Source organism: Acidobacteriota bacterium (genome assembly GCA_021161905.1).
In the GTDB taxonomy this organism is placed as follows: Bacteria; Acidobacteriota; B3-B38; order Guanabaribacteriales; family JAGGZT01; genus JAGGZT01.
Genome location: JAGGZT010000068.1, coordinates 1 through 4,572 on the forward strand (window position 1 = coordinate 1; position 4,572 = coordinate 4,572).

3 protein-coding genes are annotated in these 4,572 nt (G+C 52.2%); 2 read left to right on the forward strand and 1 reads right to left on the reverse strand.

The window, feature by feature from the left end:
* Window positions 1-211: 211 nt before the first annotated feature.
* Complete coding sequence (locus J7L64_09570) at window positions 212-1,309, reverse strand: DUF1565 domain-containing protein (protein MCD6452590.1); 1,098 nt, start codon at window positions 1,307-1,309, stop codon at window positions 212-214.
* Window positions 1,310-1,534: 225 nt separating this feature from the next.
* Between J7L64_09570 and mutS the strand changes: the two genes are divergently transcribed.
* A complete protein-coding gene (gene mutS / locus J7L64_09575) occupies window positions 1,535-4,171 on the forward strand; it encodes a DNA mismatch repair protein MutS (protein MCD6452591.1) in 2,637 nt (878 codons plus the stop codon).
* 4 nt (window positions 4,172-4,175) lie between these two features.
* A partial coding sequence (locus J7L64_09580) for a glycoside hydrolase family 3 protein (protein ID MCD6452592.1) occupies window positions 4,176-4,572 on the forward strand: 397 nt, incomplete at its 3' end.

Below are 4,572 nucleotides of genomic sequence, written 5' to 3' on the forward strand. Positions count from 1 at the left end.
CCTTAATATTATGTTAAATTTTTTCTGTTAAAGATTAAACCATAACTCGTTTTTTGTCAAGAAAAAAGGGCAATTTTTATCCTTAATTCAGGAGGAAAAAACAAAGAAAGAGCAAACCGCACTCAGTGAGGAAGGTTCGAACTCTTCTTACGCTGGGCAAAATAAAAAGGGGCAAGGAATGCCCCTCTATCTTCAAATAAGGATAAGCTATCTACCGCTTCATCCTCAACCTTAGGGGAGGATAATAACGCTCAGCGGTAAGACCCCTCCCAAGAAGAAGCTGATAGCGAGCAACCATCATCCTCGTCTCAAACGAGCGGGGAAGATACATCGCAGAGGTAGCCCCATCAGCACGGAACAGGGAACGGAAGAAATCCCTGAACAAGGAGGAGGCGGAAGATAACCCCGGCTTCATCCTGAGCGAAGAGAATAAAACGCTCGTCTCAAAGGGAACGAAATCCACCGCGCCACCACCTCCTTCCTCGTCATCGTATATATCGTAGTGGTCTATCCCATAAGTGGTGTTATGATCCCAGTAGTTGTGTTCTGCCTTAAGCGATGCGGGCTGGAGATTGTAGACATCCCATTTATTGCCTTGAATCTTATTGTACCCCGGACTACCCAGAGCTCCTCCCCCAAGATCAGGAGTCCCGGAATTACAACAAAAAACACCGTGGTTTCTGTTATTGGTTATAACACAATTCGCTATCTTCTGACTTCCCTGCTCACAACTAATACCATTAAGAGAGTTTCTAATCGTAGTATTGGTTATCGTCACACTCCCCTTCGCACCGAAAGCATTGATGACATCATCTATCAACACCTCATCCACTGTGCTTGAGCCAGTTAGATTGGCCATAAATATACCCGCGTAGCAATCATCAATGACGCAATCCTTTATCTCAAGGGAGACATTCTCAGAATAAACGCCATAATTTGATCCGGAATTCTTTATGGTAACCCCGCTCAGTTCGGAGCCATTAGCACCGGCGGTGAACTCCACCGCTTTTTCTGCTCCTCCTCCATTGATGGTTACGCTCGCTTTGTCCTCACCGACAAGGTACAACTTCTTATTCACCCCTATATTCTCGTTATAGGTTCCGGCATAGATATCGATATGCTGACCCGCCTCCGCAGCGGTTATCGCCTCTCCTATGGTGTTGAAATCAGCCCCCGTCTCCCTTATCTCCACCGGTCCATGAACCTCACTGGTGGTGGTACTCGTTATTGGGGAGGTGCTTGAGCTCTTACAGGAGGAAAGCAGAAAAACAAAAACTGAACACAAACTAAAAAGGAAAAATCTCTTCATCCCTCCCCTCCCCTCCTTATATTTATTTTTGGTGATTCGTTTTCTCAAAAATAATAGACATAGGACAAACTTGTCAAGGGAAAAATACCCTTTATCTTCTACTCAACCGACCTCTCTGCTCCGAAGCAAGAACCTATCCCAGCCGAATCTCAACAAGGATGTTCAGCCAGCCCCTTTAAAAGGGGGGGCGATTGTGGTATCATCCAGAAGGATATTTGACCTCAGATGGAGAAGAAAAAGATCAAGGACAATCTAACCCCGGCGATGAAGCAGTACCGGGAGATAAAGAGGCGGCATAAAGACGCCATCCTCTTCTTCCGGATGGGGGATTTCTACGAGATGTTCTTCGAGGACGCCATTACCTGCTCCCGGGAGCTCGAGATCGCCCTCACCTCGAGGACGAAAAGTGAGGAAGGCAAAATCCCGATGTGCGGTGTTCCTTACCATGCGGTTGAGGGCTACATCACCAAACTGATAAGGCGGGGATACAAGGTAGCCATCTGCGAACAGGTCGAGGATCCGAAACAGGCAAAGGGGATCGTGCGTCGGGAGGTGGTGCGGATCATAACCCCGGGAACAGCGCTTGATTCCTCGCTGCTTGAGGAGAAGGAGGGGAACTATCTCGCCGCCATCCTCCCCGAAGAGGACCGGGTAGGTATCTCCTTTATCGAGCTCTCCACCGGCGAGTTTACTGCAACCGAGATATCCTCTGGAGATATTTGGGAGAAGGTGGTGGATGAGCTCAATCATTTCAAAACGAGTGAGCTGATAATTCCCGAGGGCATCGAGCTCCCCAACAGGATAAAGGAGGAGTTTCCCCTCATCACGATAACCCCCCTCTCCTCGTGGATCTTCTCCCCGGATTACGCCCCACGGATGATCCTCGAACATTTTGGGGTAAGTAGTCTCGCCCCGTTTGGGCTTGAGGGTTTCCCCCTCGCCTCCTCTGCCGCTGGTGCTCTCCTCCATTATCTAAAGGAGACCCAGAAAAGCGAACTCAGTCATATCGAGAGCCTCTCCTATTTCAACACCGAGGACTATATGGTGATCGACTCCGCCACGGTGCGGAACCTTGAGCTCACGAGATCAGCGATAGACGGCTCGCGGGAGGGTTCACTCCTCGGGGTGATAGACTTCACCGTAACCGGTATGGGTGGGAGGAAGCTCAGAAGCTGGCTCCTAAGACCTCTTAAGGGGAAGAAGGAGATTGAGGAACGTCTTTCCGGCGTCGAGGAGCTGGTAAACGACCCGAGAAGAAGGGAGAAGCTGAGGAGCATCTTGAAAAGGATGCACGACATCGGAAGATTGGTGGGGAGGATAAGCGTGGGAACCGCGATGCCTCGCGATCTCATCGCCTTAGGGTCCTCTCTTGCCCGGCTTCCTGAGATAAGGGAGGAGATCGCCGGTTGCTACAGCAAGATAATCGGGAAGCTCCAGGGGGAGATAGACCCCCTGGAGGATGTGAGGGAATTGATAGAAAAGGCGATAGTTGACGAACCTCCGGCAACGGTAAGGGAGGGGGGGCTGATCAAGGACGGATTTTCTTATGAACTCGATGAACTGAGGAAGATATCCCGCGAGGGGAAGGGATATATCGCCTCGCTCGAGGAGAAAGAGCGGAAGAGGACCGGTATCTCTTCGCTCAAGGTGGGCTACAATAAGGTATTTGGCTATTACATCGAGGTATCGAAAGCAAATCTTTCCTTGGTTCCCGACGATTACATCAGGAAGCAGACATTGGTCGGCGGAGAGAGGTTCATCACCCCCGAGCTCAAGGAGTACGAGGCAAAGGTCCTAACCGCTGAGGAGCGGATCGGTGAACTCGAGTATCAGCTGTTCCTCGAGGTAAGGGAAAAGGTCTCCCAGGCAGCGGGGAGGATAAAGAAAACCGCCGATGCCTTAGCCACCCTCGATGTCCTCTGCTCCCTTGCCGAAGTGGCGGTGAGGAACCGCTATACCCGTCCCAAGATAACCGAGGGGGATGAGATAAAGATCATTGCTGGTCGTCACCCGGTGGTGGAGGAGATAATGAAGGACGAGAGGTTCATCCCCAACGACTGCTACCTGAACACGGACACCCATCAGATACTGATCATCACCGGTCCCAATATGGGGGGTAAATCCACCTATCTCCGCCAGGTAGCCCTGATCACCATTATGGCGCAGATGGGTTCCTTCGTTCCCGCGGATGAGGCGGAGATAGGGCTGGTGGATCGGGTATTCACCAGGGTCGGTGCCTCGGACAACCTCGCCCGAGGACAATCGACCTTCCTGATTGAGATGATGGAGACAGCCAACATCCTGAACAACGCTACCAAGAAGAGTTTGATCGTCCTCGATGAGATAGGGAGGGGAACCTCCACCTTCGACGGGGTGAGCATCGCCTGGGCGGTAGCTGAGTTCCTCCATCACCACCCGCGGATCGGAGCAAAGACCCTTTTTGCCACCCATTATCACGAACTCGCCGATCTCGCCCTCACCCTTCCCGGCATCAAGAACTTCAATGTGGCGGTGAAGGAGTGGAAGGGGAACCTCGTTTTCCTCCGCAAGGTGGTCGAGGGGGCAAGCGATAAGAGCTATGGCATCCAGGTGGCGAAGCTGGCAGGGCTTCCCAGATCGGTGATCGCCCGGGCAGAGGAAATCCTGACCAACCTCGAGCGGGACGAGTTCACCCCACAAGGGGAGCCCAAACTCGCCGCGAGGCGGAGCGAGAGAAAAAAGAAAGAGGGGAAAGAGCAACTCTCCCTCTTCGACGACTTCGGTCATCCCATCGTCGAGGAGCTCAAAAAGGTGGATGTGGATCGGCTCACCCCGATCGATGCCTTGAACCTCATCCATCGATTGAAGAAGAAACTGGAATAGGGCTATGGACCTTGCGGAGAAGGTTGGCCAACTCTTCTTTTTACCCATACCGGGAACAAAGCTCACCTTAGGAGGAGAGCGAATACTGAGGATGATAAGGCCCGGTGGGGTGATCCTCTTCTCCCATAACTTCAGCACCGCCGAGGAAGCGCGCTCCTTTATCTCCGAACTGAAAGCCATCATCTCCCCTCCCCCGCTCATCGCCATAGATGAAGAGGGAGGATCGGTCTCCAGGTTGGGGGCGATAACCTCTCCAATGCCTTCGGCGATGGCGGTAGGGGCTACGGGAAGCGAGATATTAGCCTACCGTCAAGGACAGCTCACCGGACGGCTCCTCTCCTTCCTCGGGGTGGACATCAACTTCGCTCCGGTGCTCGATCTTTCACTCGGTCCTCCGGAAA